The organism is Microcoleus sp. N9_A1, from assembly GCF_036701795.1.
Classification (GTDB): Bacteria; Cyanobacteriota; Cyanobacteriia; order Cyanobacteriales; family Microcoleaceae; genus Microcoleus.
Genome location: NZ_JAUBRI010000021.1, coordinates 41,425 through 57,879 on the forward strand (window position 1 = coordinate 41,425; position 16,455 = coordinate 57,879).

Sequence of the window (16,455 nt, forward strand, 5' to 3'; positions counted from 1 at the left end):
TCAAATTTTTATTAAGAACTGTGATAAAGTCAAAATCCACGAAGTCATGCGGTGTCAGGGTTTCCGATACCTGGCACTGCCACTTTCCAGCCTGGATGTTGCCAGCCACTTGAGGATTATAACAATTAGGCAAAACGAACTTTTCAATGAATCAGGACTTACGCACTCCGACCAAAGAAACCGGGGTTTTTTCCTAATATATGAGATGTAACGAAGTATTTTTGTAAAAAACCCGGTTTCTGAACCCCATGCGTAATTCCTATAAATTTAATATCACTTAGCAGAATTAGATCCAGCAATCCGATCCTCTTCAGCCAAAAAAGGAGTTAAATCAATCTCTGGCGAAGACGGAGAAAACTTAGGAACTACCTGCTTACCCCCGCCACCTTGATAAACCCCAGTACCATTCAGCAAATTTTCAGTCATATCTCGCATTGCGTTATAAGCCTCTGTTTCGCTACCGGGCTTCAACGTCACCAACAGCGGACAACCCTCGCCACTCAACTTAGTTTTAGCGCAAATCACGTATTGATTCGGAGTCTTAGGATCGTCTCTATAAGCTAGCCGAATTAAACCATCTTTGCGATAACCGTTCAATCGTTCAGAAATTTCTTCGCAGCGTTTTAGAGGCTTATAATTATCGCCTAAAGTTGTAACGATTTTCAACCAAGGTTTTTGACCTTGATCGTGACGGTACATGACAGTCCAAACGTCACCTCCCCGCTGAGTATCTGGCTGATTTTGGCAGGAAAAACGAGCGTTTTGTCCAAATAACAGCGGCTGCCAACCTTGAGCATAAGCAATTCCCGCACCGACAACAGCCGCTAACAAACTTAGTACACCGACAGTCAGGTTTGCGGCGTTAAAAAACTTTCCACCATTATTCACGGTACAGAATCCTCGATAAAGTTTTGATAGACGACAAGAGCGATAATTAAGTTGAAAAGTTCTACATCAGCCAAGTAACGCATTCCCGAAAACTTGCCTGATGTCGAATAATGCTATTATAGTATTATGAATTCAACACAACAGTTGACAGCCATTATCGAACGAAAAGGCGGCGGATATATATCCCTTTGCCCAGAACTTGATATTGCCAGCCAAGGTGACAATATAGAAGAAGCGCGACGGAATCTGATCGAAGCGTTGGAACTATTTTTTGAGACAGCCGATCCTTCAGAATTCCATAATCGGCTGCATAGCGATCGCCCTTAACTACAACTTACGAAAATCATACACCGCTATTGTAGAAATTATTCGCAGGATTTACGAACTCAAACCAAAGAAACAGATTTTTTAAGATAATCTGTAGCTGTGTACGAAGTATTTCGCAAAAAACCCGGTTTCTGACCGCGCACTCAGACCAAAGAAACCGGGTTTTTCAGGGAATTTGTGGCTGTATACGAAGTATTTTCGCAAAAAACCCGGTTTCTGCCTTCCCACGAGTCAGTCTTATATTCATTTAGTCGCTTTCTCCATAAATGGAAGTAAAAATCGTGAAATCGCCCTGTTATTTCCTAATTTTTATCCTTATGGGATTATCCTTAACAAGCTGCGAACAGGCGAAGTCATTTCAAGAAATAGATCGAAAATTTAAAAATAGTAATGCTATTGAACAACACAATTTTAACTTGCAAGCGGGCGATCGAACTGTCGATCGAACTAACAACATCCAAGCAAGTCCGAAGAGTGGGAAGTTCGATCGAACTACCAACTCACCGGAAGAAAGTGCGATCGTGTTAGGAATTTTTGGGTTTTGTTTGATGTGTTATTTATTAGTTTGGAAGTTTCGCGGGATCGGAGAAGCTAACAAGATGCTGAGAAGAATCCGAAGAAGAGTGAAGTGAGGATAGATACTTGCTAAACCTCATTTTTTCTTAGTGCGGTTGCGTTTTCTCGATTCAGCCGCCGTATTTTTTGCTTTTTTTTGCTTTTCTTTACTTGCTTTAGATTCATTCACAGCACTACCACTTATCGGTTGGCTGGAAAATCCCGATGTATCGGAGTTTTTAGCTGCCATTATAGGAGCAATGCTAGCATTATATATCTCCTGAAATTGTGTTAGACCTTCCCCCGTACTCATATCAAACCCTGCTTGCTGACCGAGCGTTACAAAGGATTTGGCAAATCCAAATTTAGAGGAATCTTCCATAATCTCCTTAAATTCCGGCTCGATATCCCGCAGGTATTTGATAATTGAAGTGGCATTTCGCAGTTTAAATTCTCGCTTCAAAAATTGCCAGAACGCCAATAATTCCGGGATAGCATTTTCACCTTCTTCCGGCGAAAGCAAACTCACTTTCCTGGGAAACAACTCTTCGACTACAGTTGCCACATCTTCCACTTTCATGCGAGGCAGCGTAAAACCTTCATAGCCAAAACCGTAATAAATGAACTGCGAGATCCAAAATCCAACGTCTGGATAAGTTTTACAGTATTCTTCTCCTTCGGTAGAATTGACAAATAGCTCGATTAGCGTTTCCTGATAATCTTCCAGGAGTGGTTCTGCTTTGTCATAATCTAGGTCATTGAGTTGGCGGATATTAAAAGGTTGATCTGACATAGTTGAAACTTTTTTAATTTAATTGACTTTAGCTCTAAGGTTAGTACAATTTTTGCAGTTCTCTTAATTCTTTAGGATTTCATTATATTTAAAAAATCTCCGATCGCAGATATATTTGACTAGCACCGATCGCCCGTGACTATTTAAACCAAGCTAGCATTGTATAGGGCGATCGCCCGTCTCCACCGAACAGCGAAAGATGTGAGATAATCTCAAGTAAAACTATAATTGTTTGAGCTTGGCAGTCCGCCACTTCAAATTATGAAGTCAACACAACAGTTGACAGCAATTATTGAACGAGAAGGCGACGGATATGTATCCCTTTGCCCGGAACTCGATATTGCCAGCCAAGGTGACAATATAGAAGAAGCGCGACGAAATCTGATCGAAGCGTTGGAACTATTTTTTGAGACAGCAGATCCTTCTGAATTCAAAAACTTGCTGCATAGCGATCGCACGTCTGCACACAAGAACGATCGCCCTTCACTACAACCTACGAAATATTCTGATAATAACGTTGAATCTTATCTGCAAAAATCGGAATCAACCTGCTAGCTGTATACTCTGGCTTCATGCAATTCCTCTTCTTGGCTAAACTGAGCTAATTCCTTGAGAATTTCACGGCGCTTAACAGTACGCTGCTGTTTATAGGCGATCGCACTTGCCAAACTTATCCGCCGCTGGTTTCCTACTTTTCCATAGGCAATTTCCCCATCATCGAGCAATTTGACTACAAATTGTGGCGACACATTGAGCAAAGTCGCAGCTTCTTCAACAGTCATATCTTGCTCAATTGGCACTAAAGACACTGCTTTACCAGCCGCCATTAAATGTGCAGATTGACACAACAATTGATAGAGAGATTCAGGAAGTGAGATCGCTTCCCCGCCCACTTCCACCAATTTTACTTTGGATGTCTCAGAATCACCATTTTCTGTCTTGAAACATAGCATTTTATCCAACAATTTGATAGCTTTTGTTTCTGCTTCTGTCGGTAAAACCGGATCTAGGAGGATTTTTTGTCTGTTCATGGTAATGTTTCCTGAATTCGTTTAATGCTATTATAGTATATTGAATTTATTAATGACCGTTAATGCCTGAATTAGAAAAAGGTCTAGCCGCTTTTAATACCCAAGATTATACCCAAGCATTTACCTTGTTAAAACCACTAGCAGAACAAGGGAATGCTGAATCCCAGTGCATAATTGCCAGTATGTACCATTTAGGATTAGGTGGAGAAAGGATGATATTAGAAGCAATTAAATGGTACATCAAATCCGCTGAGCAAGGCTATGGTGTTGCCTCAAACAACTTAGCAGGAATTTATCTGTGCGGTGCTGATGGTGTAGCAGCCGATCGCACTGAAGCAGAAAAATGGTTTCAAAAAGCCAGAGAACAAGGATTTTCACATACACCTATTTCCAGTGGATATTTAAACCAAGCTAGCATTGCATAATATCAAGTCCGGTGGCATCCTTCTAGCATGGAGGGGGCGGGTTTACGAGATTATTAATTTTAGTCAATTATTGTTTGTAAAACCCGCCCCTACAACATTGCAAATCAACCAGACACAATCTAAAACAAACCCAAAACAAAAACCCGGTTTCTTGTAGAAACCGGGTTTAATCATCCGCGTTAATCAGCGTTCATCTACGGTTAAAAAATCCTACAACTGCTTCACCTCAGAAACCAATTTGGCAACCACATCCTTAGCGCTACCAAACAACATCATCGTCTTATCCTTGTAGAACAACTCATTGTCTACACCGGAAAAACCAGCACTCATCCCACGCTTAATCACGATCGTATGCTTAGCCTTATCAACCTCCAAAATCGGCATCCCATAAATCGGGCTCGCCGTATCGTGACGCGCCGCCGGATTCACTACATCGTTAGCCCCGATTACCAAAGCAACATCAGTTTCGTCAAACTGCGGATTGATATCGTCCATATCGTACAACTGCGGATAAGGCACGTTTGCTTCCGCCAACAGCACATTCATGTGCCCCGGCATCCGCCCAGCCACCGGGTGAATCGCGTATTTCACGTCAACACCCATTTTTTCCAAACCGTCGGCTAACTCCCGCACGGCGTGCTGTGCTTGCGCTACAGCCATCCCGTAACCGGGAATAATTACAACCGATCGCGCATAGCCTAACATCATCGCACTTTCTTCGAGATTGATGCTGCGAACAGTTTTGTCGATCGCCCCACCAGCAACAGCCCCAGCAGTCGCACCACCGCCACCGCTACCAAACGCCCCAAACAATACGCTAGAGATCGATCGATTCATCGCCTTACACATGATCTGCGTCAAAATGATTCCCGACGCGCCCACAAGTGCCCCAGCAATAATCAGCATATTGTTCATCAAAATGAACCCAGCCACACTCGCCGCAATCCCCGAATAGGAGTTAAGCAGCGACACCACCACGGGCATATCACCACCCCCAATCGGCAGCACAAACATGATACCCAGGATATTAGAAATAGCCACCAAAGCCAGGAATACCGGTACATCTTCCGGGTGAAACACCATATAACCGCTGCCGGCTAAAAGCGCGATCGCCAGTAAAGCATTAAACGGCTGTTGTAGCGGAAACGAAATCGGCGCACCAGGTAGCAATTCTTGCAGTTTTGCAAACGCTACAAGGCTACCAGTAAAAGTAATTCCGCCGATTAATACGCCCAAAAGGATCGTGATTGTCGCATCGGGAGTTGGCGATTCCGGGATGCTGAGATAGCGCCAGAATTCCCCCACAGCAACGAGTGCAGAAGCCGCGCCCCCGAAACCGTTAAGCAAACCCACCATCTGCGGCATATCCGTCATCGCGACGGTTTTCGCCATAATTGTTCCCACAATGGAACCGATGATGATGCCGATAGCAATCAATTCGTAGCTGATAACTTGCTTTTCGAGTAAAGTACCGACGATCGCAATTAACATCCCGATCGCAGCTAACACATTTCCTTGACGCGCGGTTGCAGGGGAACCCAACTGTTTCAAACCGATAATAAACAAAGATGCGGCAACTAAATAACCTAGTTGAATGCCACTGGGCAGAAAATCACTCACGCTTTAACCTCTTTTTTCTTGAACATTTGCAGCATTCGATCGGTTACTAAGAAACCTGCGACAACGTTAATGGTGGCAAGGGCGATCGCGATCGTCCCCAAAATCGAAGTAACAGTCACATTTCCCTGGCCCGAAATCAGAATTGCGCCTAAAACTGCAATTCCCGAAATCGCATTCGATCCCGACATCAAAGGTGTGTGCAGCGTCGGCGGGACTTTATTAATTACTTCAAATCCCACAAACGACGCTAGAGTAAACACCACTAAACCTGCAATCAATCCTTCTGCCATAACAATTGGTAATTGGTAATTGGAAATAACTCGTTTCCGGTTGTGTCCGCCAGTCATCCCTTTATGATTCGGCGGTTGAAACCGCTACTACACAAACGAAGTCTGCGGAGGCAGACTAAGAAATAACAAGAGAATCTGATTAGTCCGCGGAGGCGGACATTGTTTGTGTAGCCGCGATTTCAATCGCCGAGATATTTTTGTTTGTGTAGCCGCGATTTCAATCGCCGGGATATTTTCATGAACCATCTAATTGACTACGGATGCTTGAGCAGCCAAAGCATCCCGAACTCGCTGGTTGCTAATTTCGCCATCGCGGGCGACACAAGAACCAGCAATGATATCATCTTCAAAATTCAAATTGAGTTCCTGATCTTTCAGCATCAACTGAACTAAAGCCGAGATATTCTTCGAGTAAGTTTCGCTAGCGTGTACCGGCATCGACGAGGGCACATTAATCGGGCCGATGACATTAACGCCGTTCCATTCAACATCTTTCCCCGCTTCAGAACATTCGCAATTGCCGCCTTGTTCGGCCGCGAGGTCAACAATTACCGATCCGGGCTTCATTTGAGAAACCATTTCTCTAGTAACTAAAATAGGTGCTTTTCTGCCAGGAACTTGAGCAGTTGTAATCACTACATCGGAAGCGCTGACGTGTTGAGTCAGGACTTGGCGGGTGTATTCTTTGGCGGCTTCTGATAACTCTTTTGCGTAACCACCGGCGGCGACTGTTTCTTCCTTGAGTTCGACATCAACGAATTTAGCGCCCAAGCTTTGTACTTGTTCTTTGGTTTCTGGGCGGATGTCAAAGGCTTCGACGACTGCGCCCAAACGTCGCGCTGTCGCGATCGCCTGTAAGCCCGCAACGCCTACTCCCATTACCAATATTTTCGCGGGGCGGATTGTACCCGCCGCAGTTGTCAGCATTGGGAAATATTTCGGCAATGCACAAGCTGCAATCAGTACGGCTTTGTAACCGGCGACGTTGGCCTGGGATGACAGTGCATCCATGCTTTGAGCGCGGCTGGTGCGCGGGATCATTTCCATGCTGAATGCCGTTACTTGGCGATCTGCCAACCGCTGCACTAAAGCCGGATTTCCCAAAGGATTCAAAAATCCGATGAAAACTCCTCCTTCGCGAAGTTGATGAACTTCTGATTCTTGCAATTCCCCGATTTTGACGACGACATCGGCTTCGCCCCACAGCGTAGCGGTATCACCGATAACACGAGCTCCGGCTTCTTCGTAAGCAAGATCCGAGAAAAAGGATTTTGCGCCGGCACCGGCCTCTACCCAAACTTCGACGCCTTGTTTGACTAATCGGGCTACAGCGTCGGGTACTAAGGCTACCCGGCGTTCCTCTGCTTGGACTTCTTTGGCGATCGCTAATTTCATTAACTCTCCTTTACTCTAGACATAGACAGGGCGGTTGAAACCGCACGCATACATGGCGGTTGAAACCGCGCCTGGACGAGACAGGGCGGTTGAAACCGCCAGAAAGTCAGACAAAACCTGCCGACGCAGGTTGAAATTCAAATTTCCCAGTCCGCGGAGGCGGACATCGTTTGTGTAGGCGCGATTTCAATCGCTGGCTGTTTTTCCCAGTCCGCGGTTGAAATCGCTTCTGGCTTCTCACGTTGATACTAAAGCCGATCGCCAAAAATACACTCGCTTCTTTAACTTGTCTTATAGATTCAAATTCGCTAAATTGTTAAATTTGCAGCCGAGCATGATAAAATAAAACGCTGCCTAATTCTGTAGTTTGAATGTCAGTTGTCAGTATTACACAAAAAAAAATTGATTGAACTCGGGCGATCGCACTCATCAAATTGCCAAAACAATCGCTATATTAAAGGCATTCATTGCAAATTGCCCGCAGTAAATATTTAAGGTTCCATTCTAATTTTGGTCAGAGGAGCGATTATGAGACGATTATTTTCAGCACTAGCAGTTACAGGTTGTTTGCTGACAGGCTTACCCGCCATCAGTTTAGCCCAAGGAATGCCGGGATTCACAATTTTCGGCGGCCCCGATCGCGCCAACCAATTAAACTATCGCTTGGATTACGGCAAAGCCGGGATGAGCGGCGACAGATACCGGCTACGAATTCCTTCCAAAAAAGTAAGTCTGGCGATCGCCCAACTGAACATATCCTATCCAGACTACTACAAAGGCGAATTCGACCAAAAAGATATTAAAGTGCGCGTCAAAGACAAAACAATACAATTACAAGAAGTAATCTGGGACAAAGAAAATCGATTCATAGAAATTTATCCCGCAGAACCAATTCCAGCAGGTAGCAACGTTGAAGTTGTGCTCTCCAACGTCAGAAACCCCAGTCCCGGCGGAATGTACCATTTCAACGTCCGCATCCGCACTCCAGGGGATGTTCCATTGATGCGTTACCTGGGGACTTGGCTGTTAAGCATTGAGTGAGGGAAGGGCACAAACCGAGTTTTTTGTCCAAAAATACGCGGTAACAGCCCGCAAATTCCCCAAAAAACCCGGTTTCTGAGCAACCCGCGATCGGCCAGAAACCGGGCTTTTTGTCGAAAAATACGCGGTAACAGCGGCCAAATTCCATAAAAAACCCGGTTTCTGTGATGGGAGTTCATAAATTCTGAATACTCAAATCTCCACAAATACTTCAAAAGTATTATTTTTGGGCGATCGGACTCCAAAATCAACGAGCATCCTCTATACCTTAAGAAGGAGCAAACAACCCAGTTAAATTCCCCATTCGATTGGGGGATGCAAGGCGGAGGGAGACTCCGCTATAAACAATAAGTACAAAGGTTTTTAGGCGATTGTGAAAATCAATAGCCCAGAGGCGCTACCTACAAAATGTTTACCAATCAAATAGGATTGCTCGATCCGTACTGATACATGAATCTACAAGCAAAAATCAAATCCATAAAACTTCCTCCGGCCCTCAAATCTCGAAATTATCGCCTATTTTTTGCAGGACAAGGCATCTCACTCATTGGCAATTGGATGACCCAAGTCGCTACTATTTGGCTTGTCTACCATTTAAGCGATTCACCTTTGATGCTGGGCGTAGTCGGATTTACCAGTCAAATCCCCACATTAATTTTACTGCCTTTTGCAGGAGTTTTAATCGATCGCTGGAACCGGCACAGAGTCATAATTGCCACTCAAGTATTAGCAATGGTTCAATCCTTAGCCCTAGCATTTTTAGCGCTAACAGGAGTCGTGAACATCTGGCAAATCCTGGTATTGAGTTTCTTTCAAGGGGCAATTAATGCGTTTGACGCACCAGCACGACAAGCTTTCGTGCCCGAAATCGTAGACAAAAAAGAAGACTTAGCAAATGCGATCGCCCTCAACGCTTCCATGTTCAACGGAGCCAGATTGATCGGGCCGGCAATTGCAGGTTTGCTGATAGCTACAATCGGCTCTAGTTATTGTTTCCTGATTGACGGAATCAGCTACATCGCCGTAATTGCAGGCTTATTAGCGATGAAAATCAAGCCGCGCCAAATTCCCGAAACTAATACAAAACCCTTACAAAGATTAAAAGAAGGATTCGTTTACGCCTTCGGCTTTCCGCCGATTAGAGCAATTCTCCTCTTATTATCATTAGTCAGCTTCGCCGGAATGTCACACACAGTATTAGTCCCAATTTTTGCCACAAAAATACTCCACGGCGACGCACAAACCCTCGGCTTTTTGATGGCAGCTTCTGGAGTCGGAGCATTTTCAGGCGCGATTTATTTAATTGGACGAAAAAGTGTCGTCGGTATCGGCAAATTAATTGCTATTTCCCCCGCCGTCATGGGATTCGGACTGATCGGTTTTGGTTTATCCCGAGTCTTGTGGCTGTCATTAATCATGATGTTATTCGTGGGGTGGGGTTTCATCATCCAATTTGCAGCAGGAAACACATTCTTGCAAACAATTGTAGAAGACGACAAACGCGGCAGAGTAATGAGCATCTACACAATGGCATTTTTTGGAGTCACACCATTTGGCAATTTAGTAGCCGGCGGATTGGCCAATTATATCGGCTCTCCCAACACAGTCATACTTGGCGGTATAATTTGTATTTTAGCAGCGGTAGTTTTTAGCAAACAGTTGCCCGCTTTAAAACACTTAGTCAGACCAATTTATCAAAAAATGGGTTTAATTTCCTAAAAAATTGATAAACTTCTCTCCTTCTTGACTCCCCTCTCTTTCTCTGCGCCCTCTGCGCCCTCTGCGGTTAAAACATCCAAATTAATTACACAAGATGCAAAACCAATGGCAAATACCAGTGCAATTCCCCAACAGCAAAGCGACGATCGCGTTCCCTTAAAAACCTGGATCGGCGTCATGGCAACAATGATCGGCGCTTTCATGGCGGTTTTGGACATCCAAATCACCAACGCTTCTATCAAAGATATTCAAGCAGCTTTAGGCGCAACTTTAGAAGAAGGTTCTTGGATTTCCACCTCTTATCTAGTCGCAGAAATTGTCGTAATTCCGCTGACGTGTTGGCTATCGCAGGTGTTCTCTGTTCGCCGCTACATCTTGGTAAATGCCGCTTTCTTTGTATTCTTTTCCATGTGCTGCGCTTGGGCGTGGGATTTGAGTTCAATGATTGTGTTTCGGGGGTTGCAGGGATTGACTGGTGGGATTTTAATTCCGATGGCTTTTACGTTTTTGCTAACAAATTTGCGCCCAAAAAGCAACCAGTCGGCATGGCGATGTTTGCCCTGACAGCTACTTTTGCACCATCCATCGGGCCGACATTGGGAGGTTTGCTGACGGAGAATTACGGCTGGCAATATGTCTTTTATTTAAATTTGGTTCCGGGGCTGCTGCTGCTAGCAGGTGTGTGGTATGCCGTCGCCCCGACGCCGATGCGGCTCGAACTGCTAAAAGGGGGCGACTGGTGGGGAATTGCCTCAATGGCGATCGGCCTGGGTTCCCTGCAAGTTGTGTTAGAAGAAGGCAGCCGCAAAGACTGGTTGAGTTCTGATTTGGTTTTGCGTTTAAGCATAGTTTCTGCCATATTTATCAGCGCTTTTTTCTGGATTGAACTAACTAGAAAAAAACCGTTTATTAACCTACGATTATTGAGTCGCCGCAATTTCGCTTTAGCAACTGTTGTGAATGTTTCTTTGGGGGTGGGATTGTACGGTTCGGTATTCATTTTGCCCCTGTATTTAGGTCAGATTCAGCAGTATAATGCCATGCAAATTGGCGAGGTGATTATGTGGGGCGGCGTGCCGCAGTTATTCCTCGTGCCGATGGTGCCGAAATTGATGCAGCGAATCGATCTGCGGCTGATGATTGGCATCGGTGTGAGTTTGTTTGCGGTGAGTTGTTTTATGAATGCCAGCATGACTCACGAGACGGGCATCGATCAGTTGCGTTGGTCGCAATTAGTGCGAGCATTGGGACAGCCTTTAATTATGGTACCGCTGTCAACTATTGCCACGGCTGGTATGGAGAAACACGAGGCTGGTTCGGCTTCTGGTTTGTTTAATATGATGCGAAATATGGGAGGTTCGATGGGGATTCCGGCCCTAGGAACTTTGGTGACGATGCGCGAGCAATTTCACTCGAATCGATTAGGGGAATCTGTTTCTTTGTACAATCAGGCAACGCAGGAAAGAATAAATCAAATGACTCAGTATTTTGTGAGTCGCGGTGCTGATTTGAGCGTGGCGCAAAATCAGGCAATTCAGGGAATTGATAATATTGTGCGTCGGGAAGCTTATGTGATGGCTTTTAATGATTGTTTTTATTTTGTGGGAATTGCATTGCTGGTAAGCGGGATTGCTATTTTGGGTTTTAAAAAGGTGAAACCGGGTGCGGGTGGTGGAGGGGGCGCTCATTGATTCTGTAGCGCCTCGGCGCACCCTACAAATGTTCACCATTCTTGTTCTGCTTCTGCTTCTGCTTGGATTAAATTTTGCCGCAGTTGCAGCCAATTTATTTGATGAGATGGGGAATATTCGAGGAGTTTTCCGCGCTGTAAATGCAGGACTCGCGTGCTAAACTGTTCGGCTAATTCTAATTGGTGATTGACCATTAAAATTGTGGTTTGATTGTTAGTTAGTTGTGTTAATACTTCCAAAAGGTGGGCGGCTTTTCCGGCATCTAGGGCGGATGTTGGTTCGTCTAAAAGCAATATTTTCGGTTCCAGGATGATGCCGCGGGCGATCGCCACTAACTGTTTTTGGCCAGTGGAAAGCTGCAATTCGGTGCGATCGAGCCATTCTTGGGGTATGTGTAATTGTGCGATCGCCCCGCTAATTCTCTCAGCAATGTTTGATGGAGTCACACCCCGCAACTTCAAAGGATAAGCCAACGCCTCCCGCACCGACATCCCCAACAGCTTAGATTCTTGCATGATCAGGGTGATTTGTCGCCGAAGTTCGATCGCAGGTATTTGTCGGTAATCCCGATTTTCCAGATAAATCGAGCCGCTGGTGGGGCTGCTGAGTCGGTTTAACAACCGCAACAGCGTAGTTTTCCCAGCCCCCGAAGGCCCGACAATTGCCACGCGATCGCCCTTGTGCACATCAAACGAGATATTGTCTAATAAGTAGCTAGAGGCGATCGGTGTTTTCAAACTTACACCCTCAACTCGCAATTGAGGAATTGTTTCTGTATTATTTTGTGAATAATTAGGCATTGAATTAATTTAAAATATGGTATGACTATTGGTCTGTTGTAGGGGCGGGTTTAGCTCATAATTTATGAAACAATCGACTTTATCAAGGCAAAACCCGCCCCCGCCCAACGCTTGTAGGGGCTCATAATTTATGAAACAATCCACTGTATCAAGGCAAAACCCGCCCTCTATTAAAGAATCCGTTACCGAACTGCTTTGTCAAACCTTCACAGCTTTATCCAAAGGAAAACCCAAATGTTCGCGCTGTTCCAAATAAAGCTGAGCAACCTGGCGCGCCAAATTCCGAATCTTGGTAATATAGCGAGTTCTTTCCGTCACCGAAATCACACCTCTAGCATCAAGCAAATTGAAAGTGTGAGAACATTTGAGTACATAATCAAGACTAGGTAAAACCAAGCCTTTTTGTGTTAATTGTTCAGCTTCTTGCTCGTACAATCCAAACAAAGTAAACAACAATTCAGGATTAGAAGCTTCAAAATTATAAGTACATTGTTCTATTTCCCCTTGCAGGAAAACATCACCGTAAGTTATACCATCTTTCCACTGAATTTTGGTCATCGCATCAACTTCTTGGAGATACATTGCGAGGCGTTCTAGCCCGTAGGTAATCTCAATCGAAACGGGGCGACAATCTATGCTACCGCACTGTTGAAAATAGGTAAATTGAGTAATTTCCATCCCGTCAAGCCAGACTTCCCAGCCCACACCCCAAGCTCCGAGGGTGGGCGACTCCCAGTTGTCTTCAACGAAACGAATGTCGTGGTCTTCTGGGCGAATTCCTAATGCTCTGAGTGAGTCTAAATAAACTTCTTGAATGTTGGGAGGAGAGGGTTTAATCAGAACTTGATATTGATAGTAATGTTGGAAGCGGTTAGGATTTTCGCCGTAGCGTCCGTCGGTGGGGCGGCGACAGGGTTCGACGTAGGCTACAGACCAAGGTTCGGGGCCAATTGCTCTAAGAAAGGTGTGGGGATTCATGGTTCCTGCACCTTTTTCTGTGTCGTAGGATTGGGCGATCAGGCAGCCTCGATCGCTCCAGAATTGATTCAGTGTTGCAATGACTGATTGAAAGTTCACTGGTTTAAATATGGCTAGGATGTGTCTCAACTTATTTAAGCATAAAAAAGGCAGGGTTTATTTGCATAAACCCTGCCGAAATCATGTGTGGTGTGAAAAATTAGGCAGTTTGGATCGAGTTCTCGTTTAGTCGGCGGGAGTGAGGGAAACTAACAGAGTGATGCTGTCAACGCCGATCACATAAACAGTATCTCCGGGTGTGAGGGTGATTTGGCGATCGCACCGTGCGGGCCACCAGCTACCTTGGAAGCGGACGCGACCTGTTTGATTTGGGTAAATCGATTCATCGACGACTGCTTCTTCGTTGAAATAGACAAAATTGGTGTTGATGTAGTTGTCGATTAACATATTGTTTTCTGTGCTGTAAGTGTGAATAGAAAAAATAGAACCGAAAGCTTTTGCTAAGTTGAACATTTCCCTGACTCCTGTTGTGTTAATATATATGGAAGTTTAATCGCCTATTTATGCTATTTAAAAGGTCGCATTTCCTGGTTGTTGATGCTCTGATTTAGTCTGCGGGAGCGAGGGAAACTAACAGAGTGATGCTGTCAACGCCGATGACATAAACGGTGTCTCCGGGTGTGAGGGTGATTTGGCGATCGCACCGTGCGGGCCACCAGCTACCTTGGAAGCGGACGCGACCTGTTTGATTCGGGTAAATCGATTCATCGACGACTGCTTCTTCGTTGAAATAGTTAAAGTTGGTGTTGACGTAATTTTTGATTAACATATTGTTGGCGGTGCTGTATCCTTGAGTGGAGAAGATAGAGCCGAAAGCTTTTAGTACGTTGAACATGATATTTACTCCTGTTGTGTTAAAATATAGGGATGTGTAATTGTCTGTTTGTGCTATTTGAGAGGCTGCATTTTCTCGGTTGAGATTGATTGATTGCCCTGATATTTCATTGTTCTTGTCTTGTCTGCCTCTACCCGGATTAAAGGTAAAGAATTTTTGAAATATTGAAGGGATTTGAGCAGCGGTTGCGGGCGGTCTAAATTCGGTAATTCCGAGGTATTGAATTAAGGATTTAGTGGTTGAGCCGTTGGTGGGTTTTGCCTCAAGGGTAGATGTTGTCAACTACATTAGAGATTGATTGATTCCGCATTACTGCTACTGTGAAAATGTTTTATTTTTGGGGTTACTTTTTTTGACTGGGTTGTGACTCGTTTGCTCTACACTTACTAATTTGCCAGGAATCGAATGTCTGTGGGGCGATCGCCCTGACACTTTCTCTCTATGGTATTGGCACAGGACAATTTCACAACCGCAATCAACGATTTATCAATTGTTTCAGCCTACGAATCTGGCTGATAGTTGTGCCAATTCAGCCAAGTGGACTACCGCAGGCTGTGAACTCTGAACTTACGCAATCTCTGTAGCCCCATCAGGAAGATCCATATATATCTAGTCCATGACTGACACCATCTCCGGTAAAATACCCGTTATGAGTTTGTAGTGACGAATGCAAGTGCGATCGAGTCTGATGAGGTAGAAGTTTTTGATGAATGCACGTCGATCGCACCCTGCAATCGAGTCTGAGACGCATAATCTCTATATGTAGGGCGATGCACACTGCACCGCGAATCCTATAAGTAGCGTACAAAACCACTTTTTAGCTTTAGCCCTGTAATCGCAATTATGGAACAAGTCGAAATTAAAATCAATTCATAAATTCAGAATCTTAAATTCATAAAAGTCATACTTATAAAAAACTTTCTCGATACTGCATAATTGTTACAGGAATTCTGAATAAAATTTTAGCTAACTGAGACAAACCGAACTTAAATTTAAGCGACTGCGGCAAATCTTGCACAGAAACTTCTACGAAGCCAAAGCGAGTATAAAATGATGCGAGTCGCTTTCCCAAACATTCTAAGTATAGCGGTTCTGTAGCTTGTTGAATTAAATATTTTGTGAGATAAATGCCCAAACCGCGATCGCGCCAATCCTTCGCCACCACCAAACTACCCAACTCTTGCGCGCCGGAAAAGTTGCGCAACTGTCCGCAAGCCGCCAATTTTCCCTCACATTCAATAACCCAGAATTGCTCCCAGCGCAACTGAGTTGGATCGAGTTTGGCACTCCAGACTAACTTTCTAATTGATTTGATATCTTGCTCCGACGCTGGGCGTAGAACGCATTCTGGGGGTAAGGAAACAGAACTTGCAATCATGAGTTATAGTTGGAAACTACAGCAGCGATTCGTTTGAAAATGCGAAAAACTTCGTAAAAGTCCTGGGCGCGATCGATTACAAACTCATAAGATAAAGCGTACTGCGGAGTGTCTTGTTTAACCAATTTAATGAATCTGAAGTTGCTGCCATTTGTCAGAAGTCCAAAAGTTGGTCTGTCAGGATTGGGGTTACTCAGCATATAAAAGAGTAGCTGTGGAAGTCCTGCATCAAGGGAATATTGAGCTCGCTTGGCTTCGATCGCCACAACCCAAAAAGATTCAATTAAAAGCAGAATATCAATACTTCCTCTGACAAGTATACCTTCATCCACCGTAAGAAGTTCCACCGATTTTTCGGACTCTATGTGAAACGGAGTTAGGAAAAAATCTGCTAAAAATAGCAAGGGAGCCAATACCACCATTTTCACGGTATCTTCGATCATGGGGTACTGGGCACTGTTAATATAGCCAACCTTTATTTTGTCTAGATAGCGCTTTTCTTCATCAGTAATTTCTGGTAAATCGTCAATCCACTCCCGGAAAAATTGCTCGTCTTCTGCAAGTTGGAAGTTAAATTTTGTTTTGACATCGCGCAGTGTCAGTGTTTTTGCTTGAATGCTTTGTGTCAT

General features: G+C 44.6%; 18 protein-coding genes and 1 pseudogene. 7 read left to right on the plus strand and 12 right to left on the minus strand.

Translation table 11 applies throughout. The features are described 5' to 3' along the window. Positions 1–273: 273 nt before the first annotated feature. A complete protein-coding gene (locus QUA58_RS12480) occupies positions 274–888 on the minus strand; it encodes a COP23 domain-containing protein (protein ID WP_333394305.1) in 615 nt (204 codons plus the stop codon). A 126-nt stretch (positions 889–1,014) separates the two neighbouring features. Here QUA58_RS12480 and QUA58_RS12485 point away from each other — a divergent pair, with 126 nt between their 5' ends. Then, positions 1,015–1,215: a type II toxin-antitoxin system HicB family antitoxin gene (locus QUA58_RS12485; protein ID WP_333394306.1), complete on the plus strand. Its 201-nt coding sequence runs from the start codon at positions 1,015–1,017 to the stop codon at positions 1,213–1,215. 317 nt (positions 1,216–1,532) lie between these two features. Then, positions 1,533–1,847, plus strand: coding sequence for a hypothetical protein (locus QUA58_RS12490; protein WP_333394307.1), 315 nt, complete (start codon positions 1,533–1,535; stop codon positions 1,845–1,847). A 20-nt stretch (positions 1,848–1,867) separates the two neighbouring features. Here QUA58_RS12490 and QUA58_RS12495 read toward each other — a convergent pair whose 3' ends face one another. Continuing rightward, a complete protein-coding gene (locus QUA58_RS12495; protein WP_333394309.1) occupies positions 1,868–2,563 on the minus strand; it encodes a hypothetical protein in 696 nt (231 codons plus the stop codon). 261 nt (positions 2,564–2,824) lie between these two features. Here QUA58_RS12495 and QUA58_RS31505 point away from each other — a divergent pair, with 261 nt between their 5' ends. Continuing rightward, positions 2,825–3,118, plus strand: a complete 294-nt coding sequence (locus QUA58_RS31505) for a type II toxin-antitoxin system HicB family antitoxin (RefSeq protein ID WP_445301874.1) — start codon at positions 2,825–2,827, stop codon at positions 3,116–3,118. Here QUA58_RS31505 and QUA58_RS12505 read toward each other — a convergent pair. Continuing rightward, complete coding sequence (locus QUA58_RS12505; protein WP_333394311.1) at positions 3,115–3,594, minus strand: helix-turn-helix domain-containing protein; 480 nt, start codon at positions 3,592–3,594, stop codon at positions 3,115–3,117. The two genes, QUA58_RS31505 and QUA58_RS12505, sit on opposite strands and share 4 nt — an antisense overlap. 62 nt (positions 3,595–3,656) lie before the next feature. Between QUA58_RS12505 and QUA58_RS12510 the strand changes: the two genes are divergently transcribed. Further along, entirely contained in the window at positions 3,657–4,019 is a 363-nt protein-coding gene (locus QUA58_RS12510; RefSeq protein WP_333394312.1) for a tetratricopeptide repeat protein, read from the plus strand. A gap of 210 nt (positions 4,020–4,229) precedes the next feature. Here QUA58_RS12510 and QUA58_RS12515 read toward each other — a convergent pair whose 3' ends face one another. The 3 genes from QUA58_RS12515 to QUA58_RS12525 form a co-directional block, all read right to left on the minus strand. Then, complete coding sequence (locus QUA58_RS12515; RefSeq protein ID WP_333394314.1) at positions 4,230–5,639, minus strand: NAD(P)(+) transhydrogenase (Re/Si-specific) subunit beta; 1,410 nt, start codon at positions 5,637–5,639, stop codon at positions 4,230–4,232. Continuing rightward, positions 5,636–5,929 (minus strand): NAD(P) transhydrogenase subunit alpha, encoded by a 294-nt coding sequence (locus QUA58_RS12520; RefSeq protein ID WP_106150865.1) that lies wholly within the window; start codon positions 5,927–5,929, stop codon positions 5,636–5,638. The genes QUA58_RS12515 and QUA58_RS12520 overlap by 4 nt, the downstream gene beginning before the upstream one ends. Positions 5,930–6,175: 246 nt before the next feature. Further along, positions 6,176–7,324: a Re/Si-specific NAD(P)(+) transhydrogenase subunit alpha gene (locus tag QUA58_RS12525; RefSeq protein WP_333253932.1), complete on the minus strand. Its 1,149-nt coding sequence runs from the start codon at positions 7,322–7,324 to the stop codon at positions 6,176–6,178. A 528-nt stretch (positions 7,325–7,852) separates the two neighbouring features. On the opposite strand from QUA58_RS12525, the gene QUA58_RS12530 reads away from it, so the two are divergent. The 3 genes and pseudogenes from QUA58_RS12530 to QUA58_RS12540 all read left to right on the plus strand — a co-directional run bounded on the left by QUA58_RS12530 (position 7,853) and on the right by QUA58_RS12540 (position 11,775). Then, on the plus strand, positions 7,853–8,365 hold the full coding sequence (locus tag QUA58_RS12530; RefSeq protein ID WP_333394316.1) for a DUF2808 domain-containing protein: 513 nt from the start codon (positions 7,853–7,855) through the stop codon (positions 8,363–8,365). Positions 8,366–8,815: 450 nt separating this feature from the next. Further along, complete coding sequence (locus tag QUA58_RS12535; RefSeq protein ID WP_333253928.1) at positions 8,816–10,084, plus strand: MFS transporter; 1,269 nt, start codon at positions 8,816–8,818, stop codon at positions 10,082–10,084. A 201-nt stretch (positions 10,085–10,285) separates the two neighbouring features. After that, positions 10,286–11,775: pseudogene (locus QUA58_RS12540) on the plus strand (DHA2 family efflux MFS transporter permease subunit). A 32-nt stretch (positions 11,776–11,807) separates the two neighbouring features. On the opposite strand, the gene QUA58_RS12545 reads toward QUA58_RS12540, so the two are convergent. The 6 genes from QUA58_RS12545 to QUA58_RS12570 form a co-directional block, all read right to left on the minus strand. Then, positions 11,808–12,575, minus strand: coding sequence for an ATP-binding cassette domain-containing protein (locus QUA58_RS12545; protein WP_333394318.1), 768 nt, complete (start codon positions 12,573–12,575; stop codon positions 11,808–11,810). Between the two features lie 198 nt (positions 12,576–12,773). Further along, positions 12,774–13,652, minus strand: a complete 879-nt coding sequence (gene glyQ, locus QUA58_RS12550; RefSeq protein WP_333394319.1) for a glycine--tRNA ligase subunit alpha — start codon at positions 13,650–13,652, stop codon at positions 12,774–12,776. A gap of 126 nt (positions 13,653–13,778) precedes the next feature. Then, a complete protein-coding gene (locus QUA58_RS12555) occupies positions 13,779–14,066 on the minus strand; it encodes an NfeD family protein (protein ID WP_333253919.1) in 288 nt (95 codons plus the stop codon). A 94-nt stretch (positions 14,067–14,160) separates the two neighbouring features. Continuing rightward, positions 14,161–14,730 (minus strand): NfeD family protein, encoded by a 570-nt coding sequence (locus QUA58_RS12560; protein ID WP_333394321.1) that lies wholly within the window; start codon positions 14,728–14,730, stop codon positions 14,161–14,163. 625 nt (positions 14,731–15,355) lie between these two features. Next, complete coding sequence (locus QUA58_RS12565) at positions 15,356–15,826, minus strand: GNAT family N-acetyltransferase (protein ID WP_333253915.1); 471 nt, start codon at positions 15,824–15,826, stop codon at positions 15,356–15,358. Continuing rightward, on the minus strand, positions 15,823–16,455 hold the full coding sequence (locus tag QUA58_RS12570) for a type I restriction endonuclease (protein WP_333394324.1): 633 nt from the start codon (positions 16,453–16,455) through the stop codon (positions 15,823–15,825). Before QUA58_RS12570 ends, QUA58_RS12565 begins: the two co-directional genes overlap by 4 nt.

Excerpts from the sequence above, each read along its gene's own strand:
- QUA58_RS12485 (WP_333394306.1), top strand. The coding sequence starts at position 1,015 with ATGAATTCAACACAACAGTTGACAGCCATTATCGAACGAAAAGGCGGC.
- QUA58_RS12490 (WP_333394307.1), top strand. The coding sequence starts at position 1,533 with ATGGGATTATCCTTAACAAGCTGCGAACAGGCGAAGTCATTTCAAGAA.
- QUA58_RS12495 (WP_333394309.1), bottom strand. The coding sequence starts at position 2,563 with ATGTCAGATCAACCTTTTAATATCCGCCAACTCAATGACCTAGATTAT.
- QUA58_RS31505 (WP_445301874.1), top strand. The coding sequence starts at position 2,825 with ATGAAGTCAACACAACAGTTGACAGCAATTATTGAACGAGAAGGCGAC.
- QUA58_RS12505 (WP_333394311.1), bottom strand. The coding sequence starts at position 3,594 with ATGAACAGACAAAAAATCCTCCTAGATCCGGTTTTACCGACAGAAGCA.
- QUA58_RS12510 (WP_333394312.1), top strand. The coding sequence starts at position 3,657 with ATGCCTGAATTAGAAAAAGGTCTAGCCGCTTTTAATACCCAAGATTAT.
- QUA58_RS12520 (WP_106150865.1), bottom strand. The coding sequence starts at position 5,929 with ATGGCAGAAGGATTGATTGCAGGTTTAGTGGTGTTTACTCTAGCGTCG.
- QUA58_RS12525 (WP_333253932.1), bottom strand. The coding sequence starts at position 7,324 with ATGAAATTAGCGATCGCCAAAGAAGTCCAAGCAGAGGAACGCCGGGTA.
- QUA58_RS12530 (WP_333394316.1), top strand. The coding sequence starts at position 7,853 with ATGAGACGATTATTTTCAGCACTAGCAGTTACAGGTTGTTTGCTGACA.
- QUA58_RS12535 (WP_333253928.1), top strand. The coding sequence starts at position 8,816 with ATGAATCTACAAGCAAAAATCAAATCCATAAAACTTCCTCCGGCCCTC.
- QUA58_RS12545 (WP_333394318.1), bottom strand. The coding sequence starts at position 12,575 with ATGCCTAATTATTCACAAAATAATACAGAAACAATTCCTCAATTGCGA.
- QUA58_RS12555 (WP_333253919.1), bottom strand. The coding sequence starts at position 14,066 with ATGTTCAACTTAGCAAAAGCTTTCGGTTCTATTTTTTCTATTCACACT.
- QUA58_RS12565 (WP_333253915.1), bottom strand. The coding sequence starts at position 15,826 with ATGATTGCAAGTTCTGTTTCCTTACCCCCAGAATGCGTTCTACGCCCA.
- QUA58_RS12570 (WP_333394324.1), bottom strand. The coding sequence starts at position 16,455 with ATGACACAAAGCATTCAAGCAAAAACACTGACACTGCGCGATGTCAAA.